The sequence below is a fragment of the Aquabacterium sp. genome, from assembly GCF_036273115.1.
Classification (GTDB): Bacteria; Pseudomonadota; Gammaproteobacteria; order Burkholderiales; family Burkholderiaceae_C; genus Aquabacterium.
On the sequence record NZ_DASUIN010000029.1, the window covers coordinates 70,780 to 92,229 of the forward strand.

Sequence of the window (21,450 nt, forward strand, 5' to 3'; positions counted from 1 at the left end):
CAGGCCGCTCGGCCTTCGGTGTGTTCAGGCCTTCGACTTCGGCAGCGAGGCCAGCACCTTGGCCGGCGTGAAAGGCTTCACCAGAAAGCCGCTGACGCCCATCTTGGCTGCTTGACGCACGTTCTCCAGGGTGGACGATGCGCTGATCATCACCACATGCACGCTGGGGCAGGCTTGCCGTATTTGTGGCAAAGCCTCAAAGCCCGACAACATGGGCATGTGAATGTCCAGATACAGCACATCGGGCTGATGCAGCAAACAGCTTTCCACCACATCTTGTCCATTTTTGGCTTCGCCAATCACTTCATGACCAGCTTCGGTCAGCAGATTACGCAGAATCTGCCGAGTGATGCCATCATCATCTGCAATCACGACTTTCACGCTGCCACTCCTGTTGCGACAAGATCCTGCAGAATCCGTCGCACACGGTCAAATTGCTGATCGAGTTCGGACGCACAGGCCATGACTCCCGGGCCATCCCCTCTGCGGGCCGCTGTTTCAATGCCGCCAAGCACCTGCGCGAAATCACGCGCACCCATCGCCAGCGACGGGCCTTTGAGCGCATGAGCCAGTTGCATGACGTCATTCGACGCGGCGTCTGACTTGATCTCTTTTTTCAGTTTATCCAACTTCTCCGCGGCGTCTTCAAGGTAAAACGTGACAAGCCCCTCATATCCATCTCCCAGGGCCTCCCTCATGTTCTGAAATTCCTCCAGCGCCGGGTCGTTTTCTGCGCAAGAGTCCGCCTGAGGCTCGGCCGGCCCCTCGGCATCCGCGTTGATGAAATTGGGGGTGCCATGCAGCCACCGGTCGAGTACGGTCACGATGGTGTGAGGACGAATCGGTTTGGACAGGTAGTCGTCCATGCCCGCGAGGCGGCACTTGACACTGTCCTCCGACATGGCACTGGCGGTCAGGGCAATGATGGGCAAGCGTCGCCCCCCCTGCTCTTCCCTCAAGCGAATTTGTCGGGTGGCCTCATACCCATCCATCACGGGCATCTGGCAGTCCATGAAGACCAGGTCGAAGCGCTGCAGCGACACCACGTCCACCGCCTCCTGACCGTTATTGGCACACATCACTTCGCAACCATAAGGCGTCAGCAGGCTGACTGCCACTTTCTGGTTCACCGGGTTGTCGTCGACAACCAGAATCCGCTTGCCCTTGAAGTGAATCGATTCACTGCCGAGTTGACGCTCAGCCCCAGCCACCATGGTTTGTCTGCAGGCAAATCGACGGCTCGACCCAGGTAGCAAGACCGCTTGAAGCACGGCTTGCACATCCGCCTGGTGCACGGGGCGGGTCACATGGCCCTTCAAACCAGCAGCCACCCACTCGTCAATCGGCTGCACACCCATCGACGGACCGTAGCTGATGCGAGGAATCGATTTGATCAGAGGATCTTCCACCAAGGCCTGCGACAAGCTGAGGGCATCAATGCCCTGCATTTGCGCGGAGAAAATGAACGCATCAGGGGGGGTGTAGCCCGAGTTCGGATCCCCAAAATCCAGCACAGCGAAGCCGGCGTCCAGCACCTGAACTTCTAAGCCCAGGTGTCGAAGCTCCTGCTGCAGCACCTCACCGTGCGGCGTCCCATCGGTCACAAACACCACCCGCTTGCCGACCAGGGCCGCAGAGGGCGGCACCACCTCGGCTTCAACCGGGAAGGGCATGGTCACGTGGAAGCGGCTCCCCTTGCCCAGTTCGCTTTCCACGCCGAACTCGCCCCCCATCAATCCAACCAGCTGTTTGAAGATCGCCAGCCCCAGGCCCGTGCCACCGTACAGGCGCGTGGTCGACACATCCGCCTGCGTGAACTTCTCGAAGATCTTGGCTGACTGCTCGGCTGTCATGCCGATGCCGGTATCTTCCACGCAGAACTGAATCCGCACATGACCTTCGGCCTCCGGGGTGCCGACCACCCGAGCCTGGATGCGGATATGCCCCTCAGAGGTGAACTTCACCGCATTGCTCAACAGGTTGGCCAGCACCTGGCGAAGGCGATTGGGGTCGCCCACCAATTGCGTGGGCATGTCTGGCGCAATATCGAGAATCAGATCGATGTTCTTCTTGCTGACCGTCAGCACCATCGAGTCCGCAATGTTCTCCAGCAGCTCTCTGACATCAAAGCGAATGTTCTCGATCACCAGCATGCCCGCCTCGATCTTGGAGTGATCGAGGATGTCGTTGATCAAGCTCAGCAAGCTTTCAGCGCTGTTCTTGGCAATTGCCGTCAGCTCTTTTTGCTGAGGACTTTGCTTGGTCATCGACAGCGTTTCGAGCATGCCTATGACGCCGTTCATGGGCGTTCGGATTTCATGACTCATGTTGGCGAGGAATTCGCCTTTGGCCTGGCTGGCCGCTTCCGCGTCGATGCGCGCTTTGGTCAAATCTCGATTGGCCTCGCGCATCTTGCGCCGGAAGTTGTTCATGTGTCCGGCAAAGACGGAGATCCAGATCCCCACCACCACCAGGGTGAGTACCGCCAAGACTTCCTCTGACGGATTCAGCACGCCTGGCTGATGATGAATGATCCACCAGGCATCGATTGCGTACAGGGCCACGCCGACAAAGGACACGATGGCCAGCTCTAGCGCCCCCAGCTTGAAAATGCCGAAGCCAAACCCCACCACCATGGAAATCAGCATGATGTGCCGGGCTGGGCCGGCAAAGTGCAAGGCACCGTGTGCGGCCATCGTGGCCCCGAGCATCTGCCACATGGTCAGACTCGGATCGCGGCTGCGCAAATTCAGGCCTGTCTTGATCGCCATGAAAAAGATCAAATTCAAGATGACCGGCGCCGCGATGAACACGTACAGGGCCTCGGTGCGCGCCAGCCCCATGGCCCAGGCAATCACCACCATGACCAACGGAATGCTGTAAGCCACGAGGGCCAGCAGCAAACGACGAAGACGGAGTTGCTGCTTTTCAGCCTCCGTCATCTCGGTCATGTTCCAGACCTTGACCTTGAATGGATCCATGAAAGGGTGCCTCCAGCCCAAAGACCACCCTTCCTTATCGGCCCTCCGAGGCAAGAAAATAGGTCAGTCGTGTGAGGTTTTCCTCAACACCACGGGTAAGCCATCTCGTGGATGGCAAATCGGGATCCATTCAATCTGAGGCGCCCGACTCGACTCGGCCAATTGCCATTCGTACTGCCGCAGCAGGTGATACAGGATCAGCTTGATCTGGTTGTCGGCAAAGTGCATGCCGATGCACTTGTGCACGCCGCCGCCAAAGGGAATCCAGGCATAGCGATGGCGGCGATCTTCGGCCCGGTGCGAGGCAAATCGTTCAGGGTCAAAGCGGTGAGGGTCGGTCCAGATATCGGGCTGGTAATGCGACACCAGAGGGCTGAGCGCCACCAAAGAGCGCGCAGGAATGAGATGCCCCTTGAATTCGAATGCCTCCGAGGCGAACCTCGGAATGGTGGGCACCGGCGGGTACATGCGCAAGGCTTCGCGAATGACCTGATCGGCCAAAGGCATGTGTGCCAGATCGGCAAAAGCCAGAGGGGCAGGCAAGGCTCGCATTTCCTCGCGCAGACGATGCTGCCACTGTGGGTTCTCGGCCAACACCCGCACCACGCTGGTCAAGGTGCTGGTGGTGGTGTCATGGGCCGCCATCATGAGGAAGATCATGTGGTTGATCACATCCTCGTCACTGAAATTCTGGCCCGCCTCGTCCTTGGCCTGAGCCAGACGGGCGAACAGATCCCGGTCCTGGCTGGCCCTTTTGGCAGGCACCCGCTCGGCAAAGTAGCGCACCAGGCGCTGCCGCCCTGCCAAGCCCTTGCCGTACGACAGGAAGGGCAGATTCAAGCGCAGCAAAGCCACACTGGCTTGCACCATGTCGACAAAGTCTTGCTGCAACTCGTTGGCCACCGTGCCTGGGGCTTGACCCATGAACACCTGGGTGGCCATTTCCAAGGTCAGACCTTTGACCAGGTTCAGAAACGGCACCGCTTGCTGTTGAGGCCAGTTGGCCAAGGTGCAATCCACCGTGCCCAGCATGACCTGGTGGTAGCTCTGCAAGGACTCGTGATTGAACGCGCCCTGCATCAGGCGTCGATGCGAGCGATGCTCGGCCCCATCACGCAACATCAAACCGCCCGGGAACAAGGCCAGCAGCACCTCTTCCCACGCCGACTTGCTGCTGAAAATGCCGGCCTGATTCATCAGAACCAACTCATTGGCATCAGGCCCCAGCAGGTTGTAAACCGACCTGAGCAACAGCGTGGACCGGCTGACCTCACCGTGCGCCTGGTACACGCGCCAGTAAAAATCAAAGGCATTGCGGTGGTAGTCCAGGGTCTGCCCCACCCAGGGCAGACCACCGGTGTACGGAATGGAGGAGGAAGTTGCGATAGCCATGGCCGCCATCTTCCTCAAGCTCAGGAGGCTTGTCGTGATGGTTTCCACGAGTTGGCCCAATTGATAAATTTCAAGGCCCAATTGGTAAACTCAACGCATGCTTCCAACCTATGCCAGCGGCTATGTCCGCCATGTGCTCGACATCGCCTGCCAATTGGGGGCAGACCGCCAGGTCCTGCTTGAACACGCGGCCCTGGATGAAGCCGAATTGCAAGATGCAGGGCACCGCATCTCTCAACCCCAAGTACTGTGCCTGTACCAGGCGGGCATCACCCTGACGGGACACACCAGCTTGCCGTTGCTGGTCGGGGAAGCCATTCGGCCGGACGACCTGCATCAACTGGGCTATGCCCTGATGAGCTGCGAAACCGTGGGAGAAGCGCTGGCGCTGAATCTGCGCTACCAAGCCCTGGTCATGGGCCACGGCCACTTTGAGCAAACCCTGACCGACGACACCATCACCCTGTGCTGGCGCCCAGATGGTGCTTCGCCCGCCTTGCTGCGCCCCATCAATGAGGCCACGCTGGCCAGCTGGGTGCGTTTTGGTCAATGGATCACGGGCAGCGCCGCCACACCTCTGAGCGTGACCTTCTGCCACGCCCGGCCCAACGACCTCAGTGCCTACCACCGCATTTTTCAGTGCCCCCTGCACTTCGACGGCACCACCAACAGCCTGACCGGGCCCCGCTTTCTGCTCGATTTGCCACTGCGACAAGCCAATCCCGGACTGAAGCAAGCCTTGACGCTGGCCCTGGAAGCCTCATTGGCCGAAGCCTCGGCATCGCATCCTTCACTACGGGCCCCCGCTGCAGACTGGCTGGAACAGGTACGGCAAACCCTGCGCCTGACCTTGGACCAGGCTGGTGGCCACCTGCCCCGCCTGGCCACTTTGCTGCACACCAGCGAACGCACCTTGAAAAGGCGTTTGGCCGAACACGGCACGAGCGTGAGGGAGCTGTTGCAAGCCGCACGCATGCAGCACGCCCAGCAACGCATGGCCCAGAACCCCGAACTGCCCCTGTCGCAACTGGCCAGGGAGTTGGGCTATCAATCAGGCAGCGCCTTCAGTCAAGCGTGGCGGAAGTGGCAGGGAACGACACCGAAAACACTTCGCCGTCGTTCACCGAAATGACCGACCCGAGCTTGGGCAACCAGCTCACCAGAATCTTGTAGGTGTCCTTGTCAAACGAAGGGCGCCCCTGCTTGAGCAAGGCCTGCACATCGGCCTGCGTTCGCGCCGAGCCCAGATAGCACCACGCATCCAGCACATGCCAGGCCTGGCCTTCACGCACCATCACCGGGCCATCAAACGGCCAAACGCGCACCTGCCAGTTCGTCAGCACGTTCTGTAGCCGAGCGCTGTGTGCGGCCAAAGACTCCTGCCCCACGCACACCCCACTGCAGGCATGCAACTGGTAGCCGAAACACGGCCGCCCCGCAGGCACCTTGTCCAGCCCCAAGGTGGCCAGACACAACTGCGCCCCTTCTGCGATTTCACGCAGGGTTTTCACCGCATCGCGCTGGCTGCCAAACAAACCATAGACCTGCTGCTGCGCACCCCAGTCCAGATCGCGCGCCCACGCCAACTCAGGCTTGAGTCCCTCGTCTTCGCCGCTCTGCATGGGCACCAAACGCCACGTGCACAACTCATTGCTGCGCCGCAAGCGGCGGTTGTGAATCGGCTGCCATTGCTTGATCAACTGGGCCTCTTTCAGCAAAGCCCCCATCTCGCCCTCGGTCTCGATCCAGTCAATGCGTCGCACCTGCTGAGACAGGCTCATCTCCTTGGCCAGGCGGTGATCGGCACTGAAGTGCGACAAGATGCGCTGACGCAAGTTGTTGGCCTTGCCGATGTACAGCGGCAAATCGTTGTCCCCGTAGAAAAGGTACACCCCGTGCCGCTCTGGCATGGCATCCAGCAAAGCCGGATCGAGATGCGTGGGCCAACTGCTGCGCCCCGTCAGCTGCGACACCGCCTGGCGAACCACGTCGGGTTCAAACTGCCGCCCGAGCACCTGCCAGAACTGCCACAGCACAGCCGCATCGGCCAAGGCGCGATGCCGGGCAGGCATATGCAAGCCGTGCCGCTCGATCAGGGCATCCAGGCTGTGCTTGGCATGCTGCGGGTACAACTGCCTCGACAGTTTCACCGTGCACAGCACTGGCGCTTTGAAATCCAGCCCCAGTCGCTTGAATTCGTTCTTCAGAAAGCCGTAGTCAAACCGTGCGTTGTGGGCCACGAACAAGCGGCCATGCAAACGACTCAACACCTCGTCGGCCAACTCGGCAAACGTGGGCGCCGAGGCCACCATGTCATCGGTGATGCCAGTCAGTCCTTGAATGAAGCCTGGGATGGGCGTCTGCGGGTTGACCAGGCTGGACCACTCGCGCACCTCGCCTTCCTCGTTGACCTCCACGATGCCGATTTCCGTGATGCGATCAACCGTGGCGGTCGCGCCCGTGGTTTCCAGGTCCACGAAAACCATGGGCTGATGAGACTGAACAGCAGACATCCTGCCACTTTAATGGATGTCGGTCGCATTCCCTGGGAGGCCCCCTCTGACCGATGAACGTGTTAACGTCTCCCGACAACGCCTTCTGCACCATGAACCCCGGAGAGAGACCATGACCCGAATCACCTTCGCTGCCATGTTCGCAGCCCTCACCACCATGGTCGCGCACGCCGCACCAGTGACCTACCAGATCGAGCCCACCCACACCTACCCCAGCTTCGAGGCCGATCACATGGCGGGCTTATCGGTTTGGCGCGGCAAGTTCAATAAAACGGCGGGCACCATCGTGTACGACCGTGCGACACGCGAGAGCAGCATCAACATCACGGTTGACACCGACAGCATCGACTTCGGTCTGGACCTGATGAACAGCAAAGCCCGCAGCGCCGACTTCTTCGACACCGCCAAGTACCCTACCGCGACCTACAAAGGCAAATTGGCAGGCTTCGACGACAAGGGCATGCCCACCACGGTAGACGGCGAATTGACCATGCATGGCGTCACACGTCCCTTGCAACTCCAGATCCTGAAGCTCAAGTGCATGCCTCACCCCATGCTCAAACGCGAAATCTGCGGAGCGGATGCCACCGCCACCTTCCAGCGCGACGCCTTTGGGATGGACCTGGGCAAGGCCTATGGCTTCAACATGGATGTGACGCTACGCATTCAAGTCGAGGCGCTGGCCAACGAGTGACGCAAGTTAGGGGTTTGACGACAGCTGCTGTCAGGCATAGCCTGACCATCCCATCGCTTGGCAGCCAGCCGTCACAGCCGCCAGACGTCCGATTCCTCACCGTTATCAGGAGCGTCACATGAACCCGACCCAATGGACTGCAATCGGCCTGGCATGTCTTGCCACCGCCAGCGCGCAAGCTGCGCCATTCACAAACGGCAGCTTTGAACTACACGACCCGAGCATCGAATCTGATTCATCAGAGCCTTTGGTCTTGGCCGGTGAAACCTTGCTGCCGGGATGGGATGTTTTGGCTGGCTCCATCAACTATGTCAGATTCAACCGCTGGCAGGCCGCTGATGGCGACTTCAGCATCGACCTCAATGGCGAGCACAGCGATGTCTATGGCATTGCCCAAACCTTCGATACCCTGGCTGGACAGAAGTACCTGGTTTCGTTCGCCTTATCAGGCAACCCGGATGATGCCCCCAGCGTCAAATCCTTCGTGGTATCGGCGGCCGGCACAGCGGCTACCTTTACCTTCGACACAACAGGGCATACGCGCCAAAGCATGCAATGGTTGCCCCAGAGCTTTACCTTCACAGCGACCGGCGCCAGCACCACCCTGCGCTTTGACTCGCAGACCACGGGTCCTTACGGCCCTGCCCTGGACAACGTTCGTGTCACCGCCGTGCCTGAGCCATCTTTGATGTCGTTGCTGATCGCAGGCAGTGCCGTGGCCTGGCGCATGCGTCGGCGCAACCAGATCACGTCATCACTTTAGCCAGCAAGCGCTGCTGACGGCGGCGTGACCACGCGAGCGCCCCAATGGCCACAACGGCCAATGCCAGGCACGGCAAAACGGTCAAATTGACCGCGCTCCAGCCCCACTGGGTCAGCAGCCCCCCCGCAGAAAACGAGGCCAGCGATGCCAGGCCAAACACGAGGAAGTCGTGTGCGGCCTGGGTCTTGGCTCGCTCTGCAGGCCGGTAAGCCTCCGTGACCAAGGTGGTGCCGCCAATGAAGAGGAAATTCCAGCCAACCCCCACGAGGATCAGACCGGAGACGAAATGCGCCAGGTCGGTTCCCGCCAAGCTCACCAGCACGTGGGCTGCCAGGGCCAACACACCCAACGCCATCACGGCCAACACACCGATCCGTTTGATCAGGTGGCCTGTGAAAAACGAAGGCAGGAACATGCCCAGCACGTGCCACTGAATCACCGTGGCCGCCGCACCCAGAGGATGACCGCAAACCTGCATGGCCAGCGGCGTGGCCGTCATCACCATGATCATCATGGCAAAGCCCACGGCCGAGCCGCACAGCGCTGTCAGGAACACAGGTTGCCGCATGATCTGCCCCAACGGGCGCGCCTCGCCCGCAGCGACGTCGGCATGCATGGACGGCAAATTCAATCGATAGAGCACGGCCGCAGACGCCACGCTGAGCCCACTGAGTACGAGGAACGAGGCGGTGAAGGGCTCACTCCCCCAACCTTGGCTCCAGCGAGCCAGATTCGGCCCAGCCACCGCGGCCACCACCCCACCCATCATCACCCATGAGATGGCGCGAGGCCTGAATGCAGGGCTGGCCACGTCGGCCGCTGCAAACCGGTAGTACTGAGCAAACCCCTGGTAAGCACCGAACAAGGCATGCGCCAACACAAACCATTCGAACCGATGCCAATGCACGGCTGCCGCTGCAATCAAGCCTGCAGCCGAACCCAAGCCCGTGCCAATCAGGAAACCCAAACGTCGCCCGAAACGCTGCATCAGCAAGGAAGCAGGGATCATCATGGCCGCCGAAGCCAGCACCATGACGGCCACAGCCAAGGTCGCCATCGAACGGTGTGGCGCCAACTGCGCCCCCACCAGACCCGACAAGGTAGCCAACAAAATGGCCGCGGTCTGAAACAAGGACTGGGCCGCAGTCAGCAAGCCAACCGTTTTCTTTTCCTGCCCCTGCACATCGACCGTCATGCCTGCCCCTGGATTGAGTACCAACTGGTCCCCGAAAAATAGGTCCGCAAAAACAAAAAAGCCGTCTGAAACAGACGGCTTTGAAAGTGTGGTGCCGGAGAGAGGAATCGAACCCCCGACCTTCTCATTACGAATGAGCTGCTCTACCGACTGAGCTACACCGGCATCACCAGCACTGATCGTGCTGGGAAGTCAAAAATTGTACATCAGCCTTGTGCGGCTTCGCGGTGATAGGCGGTGACGCGGTCGACCTCATTCTTCGAACCCAACACCACCGACACGCGCTCGTGCAGTTGCGAAGGCTGCAGTTCCATGATGCGCTGCAGGCCGTTGGTGGCAGCGCCACCGGCTTGCTCAACCAGGAAGCTCATGGGGTTGGCTTCGTACATCAGGCGCAGCTTGCCTGGCTTGTTGGGCTCACGCTTGTCCCAGGGGTACATGAAGATGCCGCCACGGGTCAGGATGCGATGCACATCGGCCACCATGGAGGCAATCCAGCGCATGTTGAAGTCTTTGCCGCGCACGCCATCCTTGCCTTGCAGGCACTCGTCGATGTAGCGCTTCACAGGGGGAGCCCAGTGACGCATGTTCGACATGTTGATGGCGAATTCCTTGGTGTCTTCGGGAATGCGCACGTTGTCTTCGGTCATGACCCACGAGCCTTGCTCGCGATCCAGTGTGAACATGACCACGCCGCGGCCCACAGTCAACACCAGGGTGGTCTGGGGACCGTACACGCAATAGCCGGCGCACACCTGATCGGTGCCCGGTTGCAGGAAGCTGTCGTTGGTGACATCGCCACCCTTGTGCTTGAGCACCGAGAAGATGGTGCCAATGCTGACGTTGACGTCGATGTTGCTAGAACCGTCGAGGGGATCAAACAGCAACAGGTATTCACCTTGTGGATAGCGATTGGGCACGGCGTGCATGTCGTCCATTTCTTCCGACGCCATGCCAGCCAGGTGACCGCCCCATTCGTTGGCTTCGATCAGCACTTCGTTGGCGATGATGTCCAGCTTCTTCTGGACTTCACCTTGCACGTTTTCGCTGCCGGCACTGCCCAGCACTTCGCCCAAGGCGCCCTTGTTGACGCTGATGGCAATGCGTTTGCAGGCGCGCGCCACCACTTCAATCAGCAGGCGCAACTGGGCAGGGATCTGGGCCTCGCCGCGTTGCTGTTCGATCAGGTACTGCGTGAGGCTGATGCGTTTGGTCATGTTCAAACTCGATTCAATGAAAAGTCAATCTTGCAGAGCGCGGGTGACGATCTCGCGAACGTCATCCGACAACTCGGGCTTGGCGGCCACGCGGGCGATGGCTTCGCGCGCCGCACTGCGATAGGGTTCGGCCAGACGGCGCCAGTGGTCCAGCGAGCGGGCCAGACGAGCGGCCAACTGGGGGTTGATGCTGTCGATTTCGATGACGCGATCGGCCCAGAACACATAGCCCGCTGCATCGGCACGGTGGAAGGCGGCCGGGTTCATCTGGCACAGCGCCATCAACAAACTGCGTGCGCGATTGGGCGTGCGCAGAGTGAAGTCGGGGTGCTGCAGCAAGGCTTTGCAGCGAGCAAAGACCTGGCCGTTCTTCTCCGATGCACTGGCTTGCAGGGCAAACCACTTGTCAATAACCAGGGCCTCGTGCTTGAACATGGCGTGGAAACGCTCCAAGGCCGGTTGCGCCAGATCGGCATGCGCGTGAACCAGAGCTGACAAGGCGCCCAGCCGGTCGGTCATGTTGTTGGCATCTTTGAAGCGCTGGAAGGCCTTACCTGTCCAGATCGGGTTGCCTCGCACAGCGTCGTTGAGCACGAGCATGCTCAAAGCCAGATTGCTCAGGGCTCGGCGGCCTGCGCTGACAGGGTCAGGCGAGTAGCCACCATTGTCTTGATGATGCTCGAATGCCCACACCCAGTCGTCATGCAGGGCATGCGCCAACTGCAGCTTCATGCCTTCGCGCACTTCGTGAATGCGTTGTGGGTCGACCACCAGCAACTGCTCGGCCACATAGGCTTCGCTTGGCAGGGTCAGGACCAATTCCTTGAAAGCGGCATCCAACTCGGGGTGACGCAGCACATCACGCAGAGCCGACACGAATTGTGCGTCCAGCTCCACATGGCCGTTGCCCGCCACGGCAGCCAGGATGCGACGCAAGGCCAGCTTCTGCCCCGCTTCCCAACGGTTGAAGGGGTCCAGATCGTGCGCCAGCAGGGTAAACAAGGCGTCGTCACTGAGTTCAGCTTCCAGCACCACGGGAGCCGAGAAACCTCGCAGCAGGGAGGGCACGGGTTCGACCGGCACATGCACGAAGGTGAAGGTTTGCTCCTTCTCGCTCAACACCAGGACGGTGTTGTGGCCCATCGGCATGGCCTCGCCTTCCAGATGCAGGTTCAGGTTGCGGCCATCGGCCGCCACCAGCCCCATGGCCACCGGGATCACGAACGGCTCTTTGTTGGGCTGCCCCAAGGTTGGGCCGCAGTGCTGGCTGAGCGTGAGGGTGTAGGTGTGGCTGACCGCGTCGTACTGGCCACGGGCCTGCACCCGGGGCGTGCCGGCTTGTGAATACCAACGCTTGAACTGAACCAGCTTGTCGGTCAGTTGGCTGTTGGGGTTGGCGTCGGCAATGGCTTGCGCAAAGTCATCGCAGGTCACGGCGTGGCCATCGTGACGGAAGAAGTACAGCTGCATGCCCTTGGCAAAGCCGTCTTCGCCCACCAGGGTCTGCATCATGCGGACCACTTCGGCGCCCTTTTCATACACGGTGGCCGTGTAGAAGTTGTCGATCGCCAGGTAGCTGTCAGGGCGCACGGGGTGCGCCATCGGGCCCGCGTCTTCCGGGAATTGCATCTGACGCAGGGTGCGCACGTCTTCAATGCGCTTGACGGCACGGGCGCTGCGGCTGCCGGCCATGTCCTGGCTGAATTGCTGGTCGCGGAAAACGGTCAGGCCTTCCTTCAAAGACAGCTGGAACCAGTCGCGGCAGGTGACGCGGTTGCCCGTCCAATTGTGGAAGTACTCGTGGGCCACCACGCTTTCCACGTTGCCGAAATCGATGTCGGTGGCAGTAGCCGGGTTGGCCAGCACGAACTTGGTGTTGAAAATGTTCAACCCCTTGTTCTCCATGGCGCCCATGTTGAAGTCGGACACGGCCACGATCATGAAGCGTTCCAAGTCCAGGCTCAGGCCAAAGCGGGCCTCGTCCCAGATGATGGACGCGATCAGCGAGTTCATCGCGTGTTCGGTCTTGTCCAGGTCGCCCGCGCGCACGAAAATCTGCAGCAGGTGGTCCTTGCCTTCGCGGGTGCGAATGCGCTGTTCGCGGCTGACCAGATCGGCCGCCACCAAGGCAAACAGGTAGCAGGGCTTGGGGTGTGGGTCATGCCACACCGCAAAGTGGCGACCGTTTTCCAACGCACCCTCTTCGATCAGGTTGCCGTTGGACAGCAGCACGGGATACTTGGTCTTGTCGGCCTTCAGGGTCACCTTGTAGGTGGCCATGACATCCGGACGGTCCAGGAAATAGGTGATGCGACGGAAACCCTGAGCCTCACACTGCGTGAAGAAGCCGCCCCCCGAGGTGTACAGGCCCGACAGGTGGGTGTTCTTCTCTGGGGCGCAGGTGTTGCGGATCTCCAGCGTGAAGGGTTGATCCGGCAGGTTGTCAAGCACGAGCTGGCCGTTTTCCACTCGGAACGACACCGACTCGTCGTTGACCAGCACACGAGTCAGATTCAGGTCTTCGCCGTCCAGGCGCAGAGGCGCCCCCGGTTGGCCGGGGTTGCGCTCCAGGGTCATCTTGTTGATGACCAGGGTCTTGGCCGGATCCAGGTCGAACGTCAGATCAACCGTTTTGATCCAGAACGCCGGCGCGGTGTATTCCTCGCGGCGGATCAATGTGGCAGTACCTTCACGCATAGCAGTCCTTCGGGCTGTCTTTTACAGATATGAGGCTCAGACACCTTGCTTGAGGCTGGCTTCGATGAATGCATCGAGGTCGCCATCAAGCACCTTCTGGGTGTTGGAGATTTCAACGTTGGTACGCAGGTCCTTGATGCGGCTCTGGTCCAGCACGTAGGAGCGGATCTGGTGACCCCAGCCCACATCGGTCTTGGTGTCTTCCAGCTTCTGCTGTGCTTCCTGACGCTTGCGCATTTCGTGGTCATACAAACGCGAACGCAGACGACGCCAGGCCACGTCGCGGTTGCTGTGCTGCGAACGACCGTCCTGGCACTGCACCACGATGCCCGTGGGGATGTGGGTCAAGCGCACAGCAGAATCGGTCTTGTTGATGTGCTGGCCACCCGCGCCCGAAGCGCGGAAGGTGTCGGTACGCACATCAGCGGGATTGATCTCGATTTCAATCGAGTCATCGATTTCGGGATACACAAACACCGAGGCGAACGAGGTGTGGCGACCACCCGAGGAGTCGAACGGCGATTTGCGAACCAGGCGGTGCACCCCTGTTTCGGTACGCAGAAAACCGAAGGCGTATTCGCCTTCCACCTTGATGGTGGCGCTCTTGATGCCGGCCACATCGCCCGGAGTTTCGTCTTCCATCTCGGCCTTGAAGCCCTTGCGCTCGCAGTAACGCACGTACTGACGCAACAGCATGGAAGCCCAGTCGCAGGCCTCGGTGCCGCCGGCGCCGGCCTGGATGTCAACGAAGCAGTTCAGCGGGTCGGCTTCGTTGCTGAACATGCGACGGAATTCCAGTTTCTCAACCGATTGGCGCAGGCCTTGGACATCGTCAAAAATGGCTTGCAGGCCTGCCTCGTCGTTCTCTTCCTTCGACATTTCGAAGAGCTCGGCGTTGTCAGCCAGGTTGCTGGTCAAGTGAGAAATGACCAGAACGACATCCTCCAGGGACTTCTTCTCTTTGCCCAGGGCTTGCGCGCGCTTGGGATCGTTCCAGACGCTGGGGTCTTCCAGTTCGGCGTTGACTTCGGCTAGGCGACGGGACTTTTCATCCCAGTCAAAGATACCTCCGAAGCTCATCCGTCCGCTGGGTCAGGTCGGCAATTTGGGTACCCAGGGCGTTGATTTGTTCGATGTCCATGTGCGTGTCTCTTTAGGGGTTCCTGAATGTCGGGCCGCATTTTCTCACGGCCAGGCCTCGCGCTGGCCTCAGTTCAGGAAGGCCGCGATGTGTTGGGCCAGTTCAACGGGTTGATCATGATGCAGCATGTGCCCGGCCTGCTCAATGGTTTCTCGGCGGAAGTCTGGCACCAAAGTCATGCGCTCCAGAAACTCCTCACGAGAATACTTGCCGTTAAACAGCATGAAGTAAAGCGTTTGGGCGCCCTCCACAAACAGAACGGGCACGGCGATGCGCCGCAAAAAGGCGCGCAGTTCCTCAACCCGGTACAAGAAGGGCTGTGGGCGCTTGTGCGCCGGGTCGGCATTGATCACAAACCGGCCGGACTCCTGCCGCGACCAGTGGGCAGCCAGCCACAAGGCGCGATCAGCTGGAATCAGGGGGTTGTTGCCTTGCAGGCGACGAGCCACCCCGGCCAAATCATCGTAGTCCTTCAACCGAGCGGGCGACTTCAGCTCATCGAGCCACTTGATGTAGCGATCGGGTGCCTCGTCGGCATCGGCCGCGGGCAGGCCAAATCCCTCCAGGTTCACCAGGCGACGCAAGCGCGGGCTGCGCACACCGGCATACAGGGTGGAAACATTACCGCCCATGCTGTGGCCCAGCAGGTCAACGGGCACGCCGGGCGAGAGTTCGTCCAGCAAGGCATCGAGGTCGGCCAGATAGTCGGCAAAGAAGTAGCTGTCACGCCCAGAGCGCTGGGTCAGGCCAAAACCGCGCCAGTCCAGGGCGACGATGGGCCGCGTCTGCCAGCCCGGCTGTTGGCGCAAGGCATCCACCATGAACTGAAATGAGGCGGCCACATCCATCCAGCCATGCACCATGACCAGCAAGGGCTGCTCGGGGGTGACGTCTTCCAGATTGCCCCAGACCAACAGGTGATGCTCAAGCCCGCGCAGGCTCACACGGCGCGACTCGAACAAGTATTGGGGCTGGTAGGGCGTAACGGAGGCAAAATCTGTGGCCATGGCAATACGGGCTCGCCGCGCAGGCGAATTAGGTCGTGAAGTAATAGCCTCCCCCCAACCCTCGGCTGAGGGGGTGCTCGCATCGAACGTTTCCCATCATCGCCGATTGCGCGTTTTTTCACCTAAGCTGCGCGCCACACCGTCGCTGAAGTACCCCCGACCCGCCCGCCATGACTCCTGTGCAAGACAAATTGACCGCCCACATCCCGGCCCTGGGGCGCTTGGGGCCTCTGGCGGTTGCCGTCTCGGCGCTGGCAGCCTTGAGCATGGGCCTGCTGGCCTGGTCACATCACGGGTGGGCCTCACTGCAGGAGCGCGCCCACGAAGCCGACACCCTTCTCACCACCACCCGCTACGAATCTCGCCAAGGGGTCTGGCTGGTTGAGCAAAAGCTTGCGGGGCGCAGAGACATCAGCAACGATGCGGCACTGGCACCCATGCAGGCCGCCGTCAAGGCCGAACGCCTGTGGGCACAGTCGGCGATACCCAAAATGCGGCCGTCCCTCGACAAACTGGGCGTGGCACTGGGGCATCTGGCCTATTTGCAGGAACAACGGTTGCTGCACCCCCAGCAAGTCAACAGCGCCCGTCTGCAGGCGGCTCAAGACCAGGTCGAACAGGCCGTTCAGACAGCCGCATCGGAGTGGGCAGGCCAACTGAAGCAGGCAACCGACGACCAACACCAGTTGGTGCTGGTCAATGTGGGCCTGATCGGCGGGCTATCGGCCGTGTTGCTGTTGCTGATGGCGCGGGCCTACCGTCTGCGCGAGCAATCGGAAAAAGCCCTGCTGGCACGGGAAGAACAGCTTCAGGCCTTTGCGCAAGCCCTGCCCGATCTGGCTTTCATGCTCGATGGCCAAGGCCGCTATCTCGACATCTTCGGCAACAATCTGGCGCTGCTGGGGCGCAACCGGGAAGACCTGATTGGCCGCCCGCTGACCGACTTCTTCAGCAAGGAAAAGGGTGCCTTGTTCATGCGCGTGCTGCGGCACACGCTCGAAACCCGAGAGACGCAGCAACTGGCCTACCCGGTACGCATCATGGGGGGCATTCGCCACATCGACAGCCGATGTGCGCCGGTGGGCGACTCCGACCGCGTGGTGTGGATGATCTGGGACGTCACCCAGCGCCGTCGCACCGAACAGCGCCTGATGCACATGACGCGGCTGTACGACTTCCTCAGCCAGGTCAACCATGCCATCGTGCGGTCCAGCGACGAGCAAAGTCTGATGGATCAGATCTGCAGCGCCGCGCTGGCGCATGGCCGATTCAAGAAGGCCGCCGTGGTCATGTTCGAGAACGACGACAATGACTCGCTGCGACTGGTCTGCCGCGCAGAAGCCAGCGTACCAGGTTTGCCTAGCCTGTCGTCGTCGTTCGACCTGCTGGCTCAGCGCGATGCCAATGCGCCGATCGACATTGCGCTGCGCGACGGGCGCATCTTCCATTCAGGTGACATCGGTCTGATTGACCAGCGCCCCGCATGGGCCAGCACGGCCTTGAGCTGTGGCCTGGCCGGCTGCGCCACCATTCCCCTCAAGCGAGATGGCATCCTGATCGGCCACCTCATCTTGCTGGACACCAACCTCAACGCACAAGACACCGACGAACGCGCCCTGATGGAAGACCTGGCCAGCGACCTGTCGTTCGCGCTGACCAACCTGCACCGCGAAACGCTGCACAAGCAAACCGAAGAGCGCATTCGCCTGCACGCCGCCGCGCTGGAGAGCACCCAAGACGGCATGGTGGTGTTCAACCGCGACCAATTGATCGTGTCGGTGAACCCGGCGTTCACCGCCATCACGGGCTACCAGGACCACGAAATCCTGGGTTACTCGGCCGACATCCTTTTGCCCGACGGCGCGCAAGACATCCTCAGCGACATCAGCGCCGAGTTGACGGAGGGGGGGAGTTGGCAGGGGGAGGCCTGGTGCCAGCGCAAGAATGGCGACCTGTTCATGACCAAGCTGTCGATCAGCTCGGTTCGAAATCGCCGGGGGCGGCCCAGCCATTTCGTAGGGGTGTTCACCGACATCACCCAGCTCAAGCAGACCGAAGAGCGCCTGGCGCGCATGGCCCATTTCGACATGCTCACGGGCCTGCCCAACCGCGCCCTGATCATGGAGCGACTGGCGCACGCGATCAGCCTGGCCGCCCGGCACGACACCTTGGTGGGCGTCATCTTCATTGACCTGGACAACTTCAAAATGGTCAACGACGGGCTCGGCCACGCCATGGGCGATCAGTTGCTGCAACTGGTCGCGCAACGTCTGAGCCAGCGCGTTCGCGAAGAAGACACCTTGGGTCGCTTGGGCGGCGACGAGTTCGTACTGGTGCTCGAGCACCTGCGCCACCCCCAGCAGGCCGCGCACGTGGCCCAAAGCATTCTCGACACGCTGGAGCAGCCGTTCGAGCTGGAAGGCGGCCAGTCGATCTATGTGCGCGCCAGCATCGGCATTGGCCTGTACCCCACAGACGGTGAGTCGGCGATGGAATTGATCCGTGACGCCGATGCGGCCATGTATGAATCAAAGCGCCGCGGGCGCAACAGTTTCAGCTTCTACACCTCGTCGTTCACCACCGACGCGACCACGCGCCTGCAACTGGAAACCCGCTTGCGTCAGGCTGTGGAACACGAAGAATTCTTGCTGCACTACCAGCCCATGATCCGCCTCAGCGACCGCCGTATCGTGGCGGTCGAAGCCTTGGTGCGCCTGCGTGGCGGGGCCGCCGATGGCTCAGAGACCCTGCAAGCCATCGGCCCGAACGAGTTCATCCCCGTCATGGAAGACACCGGCATGATCGTGCCGCTGAGCGACTGGGTGCTGCGTGAGGCCTGTCAGCAGGCCAAAGCGTGGCTGGATGATGGGCTCGATTTTGGCCGTCTGTCGATCAATTTGTCCCCCAGCGAAATCCGCCGGGGTGGCGTGGTGGAACGCATCACCCACATCCTCGAAGAAACCGGACTGCCACCGGAGAGGCTCGAGTTGGAAATCACAGAAAGCGGTCTGATGGAATCCAACGTCGGCGCCGAACAGTTTCTGCACACTCTGCACGGCCTGGGTGTATCGTTGTCGATTGACGACTTTGGCACCGGCTACTCCTCGCTGGCCTACCTCAAACGCTTCCCGGTTCACCAACTCAAGATCGACCGCAGCTTTGTGCACGATCTGCCCGGCAATGACAGCGATGCCCAGTTGGTCGACACCATGATCACCATGGCCCACGGCTTGCACCTCGATGTAGTAGCCGAAGGCGTGGAAACCGCCGAACAAGAGGCGTTCCTCATCGGCAAGGGCTGTGATGTCATCCAGGGTTATCACATCAGTCACCCGGTTCCCGCCGATCAACTGCGCACACGGCTCGCCCAGGCGCCAAGAACTTGAATCCGGCCGGCGCCCCAAAAGTGTCAAAAAAGAGCGTCGAAACAGTCACAAGCAAAAATAGCACGATCGTTCGATAATGGACCTCCATTTCTGATTTGGAAGGTTTCCCATGAGCGACTCGGCCCGTGCCACCGCCCGCCCAACTCCCCTGCCCGACTTGCTGGCCCTGCGTCGCCGGGAAGACCAGAGGGTGCACTTCCAGGTACCGGCCGACTGGCTCCAAGGCCGCACCACCTTTGGTGGCTTGCTTTCCCTGCTGGCCGTGCAAGCCATGCGCGACGTATGCGGCAGCGATTGGCCTTTGCGGGCCCTGCAAACCAATTTTGTCGGCCCCGTTCTGGCTGGCGCCTTCCAGGCGGACGTCACCCTGCTGCGCCAGGGCAAAAATGTGCGCCAGGTTCAGTGCCGCATCACCCAGCTCGATGACCAAGGGGTCGAGCAAGTCGGTGGGGTCTTGCTGGGTGTATTTGGCAGCGGCCGCGACAGCACCCTGCCTGCCCTGATGCCCGCGCAACCCACCCTTGCCAAGTCGGCCGAAGAAGCCACGGTGCTGCCCTTCATTCCTGGCCTGACACCTGACTTCACCCAACACCTCGAATTTCGCTTTGGCGAAGGTGGCCTGCCTTTCTCGGGCTCTACTGACTGGCTGACCCGCACCTACGTTCGCCTACGTCAAGCGCAAGGCATTGATTCGGAGCTGATGGCGGTGATGCTGGCTGACGCGGGTCCGACCCCGGCCTTGTCGCGACTGAGCCGTCCCGCCCCAGCATCCTCGGTTTCGTGGGCACTGGAGTTGCGCCCGGTGGCCACCGACATGCCTCACGATGGCATCTGGCGCATGGACAAAGAGGCCCTGGCCGTAGGCGAGGGCTATGTCAACGAACGCACCCACCTGTGGACGCCCTCAGGCGAGCTGGCGGCGCTGGGCTACCAGGTCGTAGCGGTATATGGCTGAAACCGCTGCCTCCGCCCCCGCCCGCCCCACCTCGCTGTGGCAATTGTTCATGGCCTTCACCTCACTGGCCATGCAGGGATTCGGGGGCGTACTGGCGGTGGCTCAAAAGGAATTGTGCGAACGCCGAGGCTGGCTGAGTCAGGCTGAATTCCTGCAGCTGCTGGCCAGTGCCCAAGTCCTGCCCGGCCCCAATGTATGCAACCTGTCGCTGATGATCGGCGACCGATTCTTCGGTTGGCGTGGTGCCCTGACGGCGCTGGCCGGCATGATCGTGGCCCCCATGGGCTTGCTGCTCACACTGGCCTGGGCCCTGGGCCACCTCGCTCAAAGCGGGCCCATTCACACCAGCTTGCGTGGCGCTCTGGGCGGCGTCGCCACCGTCGCTGCGGGCCAGATCATCGGCACTGTGCTGAGACTCTCGGCACCACTGAAAGATCACCCCCTGGGCTGGCCAAGCTGTGCGGCGCTGGCTGTGCTGTCTTTTGCGATGATGGCCTGGCTGCACTGGCCCCTGATCTGGATTCTTCTGGGCCTGGGAGGGCTCACGTGCTTCTACACCTACTGGGTGTTGCGTCGCAAGGAGCATTCATGTCCCCCTTGAGCTGGATGCCCGATACCTGGTGGGCCCTCTTCGGGCACTTCCTGGCCCTGTCGCTCATGTCGATTGGCGGCGCCATCACCCTGGTGCCCGACATGCATCGCCGGCTGGTGATCACCGACCATTTGCTCAGCGATGGAGACTTCACGGCATCCATCGCGCTGGCCCAAGCAGCGCCTGGGCCCAACGTGCTGTTCGTCGCCCTCATCGGCTGGTACAGCGCCGGACTGGTCGGCGCTCTGGTCGCCATGCTCGGTGTCATGATCCCCTCCACCACACTGGCATTGGCCGCCTCACGCTGGGTCTCCACGCGTCGGGAATGGCTCAGCGTGCAAGCCTTCCAGCATGGCATGACGCCCGTCACTGTGGGGCTGCTGCTGGCCACCGGCTGGTTGCTCATGCCCGGGCCGGACCACCCCTCCGCGCTGCTCGCGAGCGCCCTGGTCGCCATCGTGGTCTGGCGCACCAAGGTACGATTGATCTGGCTTGTTGCTGCCGGTGCGCTTTTGGGCGGACTCGGCCTGATCTGACTCCTTCCCCAGCACCATGACAGACGCACTGACCATCGTTCACCGCCCGGAGATCGGGCGCTTCGAGACCCACGTTGAAGGTCTGCAATGTGAAGCCGACTACCGACTGGACGGCAACATCATGCGCATGACCCACACCGGCGTACCCCACGCCCTGGAGGGCAGAGGCATTGCCGCAGCTCTGGTGAAAGCTGCCCTCACCTGGGCACGAGAACAAGGCCATCAGGTTGACCCGATTTGCAGCTACGTGGCCGTCTACCTGCGCCGCCACCCCGAGTGGGCTGACTTGCGTGTGGACTAAGGCGACATAGTTCCTCGCCATGCAAAGGCGTGCGTGCTACAAACTGAGTCCATCGTCATTCACGCGACAACCTCGTGCCT

17 protein-coding genes and 1 tRNA gene are annotated in these 21,450 nt (G+C 61.1%); 8 read left to right on the top strand and 10 right to left on the bottom strand.

What is annotated here, in order from left to right:
* Window positions 1-24 precede the first annotated feature (24 nt).
* The 3 genes from VFW72_RS13285 to VFW72_RS13295 all read right to left on the bottom strand — a co-directional run bounded on the left by VFW72_RS13285 (window position 25) and on the right by VFW72_RS13295 (window position 4,373).
* Entirely contained in the window at window positions 25-381 is a 357-nt protein-coding gene (locus VFW72_RS13285) for a response regulator transcription factor (RefSeq protein WP_329674783.1), read from the bottom strand.
* On the bottom strand, window positions 378-2,981 hold the full coding sequence (locus VFW72_RS13290) for a hybrid sensor histidine kinase/response regulator (protein ID WP_329674784.1): 2,604 nt from the start codon (window positions 2,979-2,981) through the stop codon (window positions 378-380). Before VFW72_RS13290 ends, VFW72_RS13285 begins: the two co-directional genes overlap by 4 nt.
* Before the next feature lie 63 nt (window positions 2,982-3,044).
* Window positions 3,045-4,373, bottom strand: coding sequence for a cytochrome P450 (locus tag VFW72_RS13295; protein WP_329674785.1), 1,329 nt, complete (start codon window positions 4,371-4,373; stop codon window positions 3,045-3,047).
* 97 nt (window positions 4,374-4,470) lie between these two features.
* Here VFW72_RS13295 and VFW72_RS13300 point away from each other — a divergent pair, with 97 nt between their 5' ends.
* Window positions 4,471-5,505 (top strand): AraC family transcriptional regulator, encoded by a 1,035-nt coding sequence (locus tag VFW72_RS13300; RefSeq protein ID WP_329674786.1) that lies wholly within the window; start codon window positions 4,471-4,473, stop codon window positions 5,503-5,505.
* On the opposite strand, the gene VFW72_RS13305 is transcribed toward VFW72_RS13300, so the two are convergent.
* Complete coding sequence (locus VFW72_RS13305) at window positions 5,438-6,886, bottom strand: 3'-5' exonuclease family protein (protein WP_329674787.1); 1,449 nt, start codon at window positions 6,884-6,886, stop codon at window positions 5,438-5,440. The two genes, VFW72_RS13300 and VFW72_RS13305, sit on opposite strands and share 68 nt — an antisense overlap.
* 112 nt (window positions 6,887-6,998) lie before the next feature.
* On the opposite strand from VFW72_RS13305, the gene VFW72_RS13310 reads away from it, so the two are divergent.
* Both VFW72_RS13310 and VFW72_RS13315 read left to right on the top strand, forming a co-directional pair.
* Entirely contained in the window at window positions 6,999-7,580 is a 582-nt protein-coding gene (locus VFW72_RS13310) for a YceI family protein (RefSeq protein WP_329674788.1), read from the top strand.
* A 118-nt stretch (window positions 7,581-7,698) separates the two neighbouring features.
* Window positions 7,699-8,343: a choice-of-anchor C family PEP-CTERM protein gene (locus VFW72_RS13315; RefSeq protein ID WP_329674789.1), complete on the top strand. Its 645-nt coding sequence runs from the start codon at window positions 7,699-7,701 to the stop codon at window positions 8,341-8,343.
* Here VFW72_RS13315 and VFW72_RS13320 read toward each other — a convergent pair.
* The 6 genes from VFW72_RS13320 to VFW72_RS13345 all read right to left on the bottom strand — a co-directional run bounded on the left by VFW72_RS13320 (window position 8,327) and on the right by VFW72_RS13345 (window position 15,600).
* Complete coding sequence (locus VFW72_RS13320; protein ID WP_329674790.1) at window positions 8,327-9,538, bottom strand: MFS transporter; 1,212 nt, start codon at window positions 9,536-9,538, stop codon at window positions 8,327-8,329. The two genes, VFW72_RS13315 and VFW72_RS13320, sit on opposite strands and share 17 nt — an antisense overlap.
* Before the next feature lie 89 nt (window positions 9,539-9,627).
* Window positions 9,628-9,703: transfer RNA gene (locus VFW72_RS13325), tRNA-Thr, on the bottom strand.
* A 41-nt stretch (window positions 9,704-9,744) separates the two neighbouring features.
* On the bottom strand, window positions 9,745-10,755 hold the full coding sequence (locus VFW72_RS13330; RefSeq protein ID WP_329674791.1) for a class 1 fructose-bisphosphatase: 1,011 nt from the start codon (window positions 10,753-10,755) through the stop codon (window positions 9,745-9,747).
* A gap of 24 nt (window positions 10,756-10,779) precedes the next feature.
* Entirely contained in the window at window positions 10,780-13,452 is a 2,673-nt protein-coding gene (gene pepN / locus VFW72_RS13335; protein ID WP_329674792.1) for an aminopeptidase N, read from the bottom strand.
* A 36-nt stretch (window positions 13,453-13,488) separates the two neighbouring features.
* Window positions 13,489-14,593, bottom strand: a protein-coding gene (gene prfB / locus VFW72_RS13340; protein ID WP_329674793.1) for a peptide chain release factor 2 whose coding sequence is annotated in 2 segments (ribosomal slippage) — window positions 13,489-14,511 and window positions 14,513-14,593 — 1,104 coding nt in all. Because the reading frame shifts where the segments join, the coding sequence is not laid out codon by codon here.
* A 68-nt stretch (window positions 14,594-14,661) separates the two neighbouring features.
* Window positions 14,662-15,600 carry an alpha/beta hydrolase gene (locus tag VFW72_RS13345; RefSeq protein ID WP_329674794.1) on the bottom strand — a complete coding sequence of 313 codons (939 nt, stop codon included), beginning with the start codon at window positions 15,598-15,600 and terminating at the stop codon, window positions 14,662-14,664.
* A 170-nt stretch (window positions 15,601-15,770) separates the two neighbouring features.
* On the opposite strand from VFW72_RS13345, the gene VFW72_RS13350 reads away from it, so the two are divergent.
* From VFW72_RS13350 to VFW72_RS13370, 5 genes are all read left to right on the top strand, one after another.
* Window positions 15,771-18,986: a sensor domain-containing protein gene (locus VFW72_RS13350; RefSeq protein ID WP_329674795.1), complete on the top strand. Its 3,216-nt coding sequence runs from the start codon at window positions 15,771-15,773 to the stop codon at window positions 18,984-18,986.
* 109 nt (window positions 18,987-19,095) lie between these two features.
* Window positions 19,096-19,941, top strand: coding sequence for a thioesterase family protein (locus tag VFW72_RS13355; RefSeq protein WP_329674796.1), 846 nt, complete (start codon window positions 19,096-19,098; stop codon window positions 19,939-19,941).
* On the top strand, window positions 19,934-20,542 hold the full coding sequence (locus tag VFW72_RS13360) for a chromate transporter (RefSeq protein ID WP_329674797.1): 609 nt from the start codon (window positions 19,934-19,936) through the stop codon (window positions 20,540-20,542). Before VFW72_RS13355 ends, VFW72_RS13360 begins: the two co-directional genes overlap by 8 nt.
* Complete coding sequence (locus tag VFW72_RS13365; RefSeq protein WP_329674798.1) at window positions 20,530-21,069, top strand: chromate transporter; 540 nt, start codon at window positions 20,530-20,532, stop codon at window positions 21,067-21,069. Before VFW72_RS13360 ends, VFW72_RS13365 begins: the two co-directional genes overlap by 13 nt.
* A 16-nt stretch (window positions 21,070-21,085) precedes the next feature.
* The gene (locus VFW72_RS13370) at window positions 21,086-21,370 is read left to right on the top strand and encodes a GNAT family N-acetyltransferase (RefSeq protein ID WP_329674799.1); all 285 of its coding nucleotides are present in this window, start codon (window positions 21,086-21,088) and stop codon (window positions 21,368-21,370) included.
* Window positions 21,371-21,450 lie beyond the last annotated feature (80 nt).

Coding starts and splice junctions, on each gene's coding strand:
- pepN (WP_329674792.1), bottom strand. CDS start 13,452: ATGCGTGAAGGTACTGCCACATTGATCCGCCGCGAGGAATACACCGCG.
- VFW72_RS13290 (WP_329674784.1), bottom strand. CDS start 2,981: ATGGATCCATTCAAGGTCAAGGTCTGGAACATGACCGAGATGACGGAG.
- VFW72_RS13295 (WP_329674785.1), bottom strand. CDS start 4,373: ATGGCTATCGCAACTTCCTCCTCCATTCCGTACACCGGTGGTCTGCCC.
- VFW72_RS13350 (WP_329674795.1), top strand. CDS start 15,771: ATGACTCCTGTGCAAGACAAATTGACCGCCCACATCCCGGCCCTGGGG.
- VFW72_RS13320 (WP_329674790.1), bottom strand. CDS start 9,538: ATGACGGTCGATGTGCAGGGGCAGGAAAAGAAAACGGTTGGCTTGCTG.
- VFW72_RS13330 (WP_329674791.1), bottom strand. CDS start 10,755: ATGACCAAACGCATCAGCCTCACGCAGTACCTGATCGAACAGCAACGC.
- VFW72_RS13365 (WP_329674798.1), top strand. CDS start 20,530: ATGTCCCCCTTGAGCTGGATGCCCGATACCTGGTGGGCCCTCTTCGGG.
- VFW72_RS13370 (WP_329674799.1), top strand. CDS start 21,086: ATGACAGACGCACTGACCATCGTTCACCGCCCGGAGATCGGGCGCTTC.
- VFW72_RS13315 (WP_329674789.1), top strand. CDS start 7,699: ATGAACCCGACCCAATGGACTGCAATCGGCCTGGCATGTCTTGCCACC.
- VFW72_RS13355 (WP_329674796.1), top strand. CDS start 19,096: ATGAGCGACTCGGCCCGTGCCACCGCCCGCCCAACTCCCCTGCCCGAC.
- VFW72_RS13305 (WP_329674787.1), bottom strand. CDS start 6,886: ATGTCTGCTGTTCAGTCTCATCAGCCCATGGTTTTCGTGGACCTGGAA.
- VFW72_RS13310 (WP_329674788.1), top strand. CDS start 6,999: ATGACCCGAATCACCTTCGCTGCCATGTTCGCAGCCCTCACCACCATG.
- VFW72_RS13345 (WP_329674794.1), bottom strand. CDS start 15,600: ATGGCCACAGATTTTGCCTCCGTTACGCCCTACCAGCCCCAATACTTG.
- VFW72_RS13360 (WP_329674797.1), top strand. CDS start 19,934: ATGGCTGAAACCGCTGCCTCCGCCCCCGCCCGCCCCACCTCGCTGTGG.
- VFW72_RS13300 (WP_329674786.1), top strand. CDS start 4,471: ATGCTTCCAACCTATGCCAGCGGCTATGTCCGCCATGTGCTCGACATC.